This is a genomic window from Ruegeria sp. AI3 (assembly GCF_056541245.1).
The window spans coordinates 1-2,126 of the sequence record NZ_JBQFYA010000038.1 but is presented as its reverse complement, the minus strand read 5'-3'; the positions used below and the strand labels follow the sequence as shown (position 1 = coordinate 2,126).

Below are 2,126 nucleotides of genomic sequence, written 5' to 3'. Positions count from 1 at the left end.
GCTCCAGATACCAAGCTTTCCGAACATGCTGGTTCTTCGCTGACGGTTGGGCCATTCTGGCCGCAAGTTTCAACAAGTCGAGATCATGCCCATGTCGGATTATACCATTCGCCACCTGACCGCCGACGAAGTGCAATATGCCGTGGACTGGGCCGGGCGCGAGGGGTGGAACCCTGGTATCCACGATGCCGAGTGTTTCTATTCAACTGATCCGGGCGGGTTTCTGGGCGGGTTTCTGGATGGCGAAATGATCGCGTCTGTTTCAGCCGTCAATTACGATGATGCGTTTTCGTTCTTAGGTTTTTACATTGTGCGACCGGAATTTCGGCACCATGGCCATGGTCTTGAGATCGCTCAGCATGCTCTGGCCCACTGCAAAGGGCGCAATATGGGATTGGACGGCGTGGTCGAGCAGCAGGACAATTATCGCAAGTCCGGGTTCACCTTCGCTTATAACAACTACCGCTTGCTCTGCCCCCTGAAAACTGGATCGTTCGGAGCTGGAGTTTTCCGCTAAATTTCCCTGGCTGGGAGAGGAGCGGAATCGCATGAAAGCATCGAAGTTCACGGAGGCGCAGAAGGCCTTCATCCTGAAGCAGGGCGAGCAAGGCACACCGGTCGCGGAGATCTGCCGAAAGGCTGGGATCAGCCAGGCGACATACTTCAATTGGAAGAAGAAGTACGGCGGCTTGTTGCCTGACGAGATGCGCCGGCTGAAGGCGCTGGAGGACGAGAACACCCGGCTGAAGAAGATCGTGGCGGACCTGACGCTGGATCGGGAGATGCTTCAGGATGTCATTCGGCGAAAGCTCTGAAGCCTGGCCGTTTGCGCGAGATTGTCACCGGGATGTGCGTTGATTGGGGTGTGTCGATCCGGAAGGCTTGTGGGGCCATCTGCTTCGACACATCCACCTACCACTACAAGTCCCGGCGGACGGATCAGGCTGCCGTCGAACGGCGGATCAAAGAGATCGCAGAGACGCGTGTGCGCTATGGCTACAGGCGCGTCCACGTGCTTCTTAGACGGGAGGGTTGGGTGATCAACATGAAGAAGACACGCAGGATTTACAACGAGTTGGGCCTGCAGCTCAGGAACAAGCACCCCAAGCGCCGGGTGAAGGCAAAGCTCAGAGAAGACCGTCATGAAGCCGTCGGGCCTAACGATGTCTGGGCGATGGACTTCGTTCACGACCAGCTCGCCCTGGGTAGGAGGTTGCGCATCCTGACCGTCGTTGACACGCATTCCCGGCTCTGCCCTGCAGCCGATCCGCGCTTCACCTATCGGGGCGAAGATGTTGTGCAGACGCTCGAACGGGTCTGCGGGCAGATCGGCTACCCCAAGACGATCAGAGTCGATAACGGCAGCGAGTTCATCTCGCGGGACCTCGATCTCTGGGCCTACGCCAACGACGTTACCCTCGACTTCTCACGGCCTGGAAAGCCCACGGACAATGGCTTCATTGAGGCGTTTAACAGCAAGCTCCGGGCGGAATGCCTGAACGCGCACTGGTTCATGAGCCTTGCAGATGCCCGCGAAAAGCTGGAGGATTGGCGTCGGCACTACAATGAGGACAGACCCCACAGCGCAATCGGATACAACGTCCCGATTGCCATGCATTATCCCGATGGCGTCACCAGCCCGTCATCGTGATAGAGCCGGAAAAATCTAGCTTCTGGCGGTCCAAGGTTGGGGCACAAGGCAACCCCTTCCAACAAGGAAGTCGTACGTTGGTCGCTAGTGCGAATGGTCAACACCGCGCTTTGGGAAGCGTCGATACCGCCCTGACGCAGCCCCCTTACTTTGCAGAGTTGGGTCACATTGCGCCGTGCACGGCATCGAATACTGATGCAGTCCACAGGGTCGCCGAACTCGCAGCTGCAGCAGTTAGTATTGATCGGGGACTTTCAAATATCGACATCCGAATAGCTGAAGACGGAACTCCTTACATCATTGAGTTGAATGCACGGCCTGCTGGCAATGGCATTATGAATATTTTCCAGAGTGTCTTCAGGCAGAACCTGTTCAAAGTGCAAGTGGCCGGATACCTGTCGAATTCATGTGTACTGCCCGACCCACTGAAGTCTAATGGTTGTGCGGGCATAGTCTTCTTGGATGCGCCTCCAGG

The 2,126-nt window shown here is 56.7% G+C and carries 3 protein-coding genes; all 3 read left to right on the top strand.

The genetic code is table 11. The annotated features are described in order from the left end of the window. Positions 1-91 precede the first annotated feature (91 nt). Complete coding sequence (locus tag ACRZ95_RS22790) at positions 92-517, top strand: GNAT family N-acetyltransferase (RefSeq protein WP_480424122.1); 426 nt, start codon at positions 92-94, stop codon at positions 515-517. Positions 518-548: 31 nt separating this feature from the next. Beyond that, positions 549-1,651, top strand: a protein-coding gene (locus tag ACRZ95_RS22785) for an IS3 family transposase (protein WP_170438333.1) whose coding sequence is annotated in 2 segments (ribosomal slippage) — positions 549-810 and positions 810-1,651 — 1,104 coding nt in all. Because the reading frame shifts where the segments join, the coding sequence is not laid out codon by codon here. 77 nt (positions 1,652-1,728) lie between these two features. Continuing rightward, on the top strand, positions 1,729-2,126 hold a 398-nt coding region (locus ACRZ95_RS22780), incomplete at its 3' end, for an ATP-grasp domain-containing protein (RefSeq protein ID WP_480555654.1).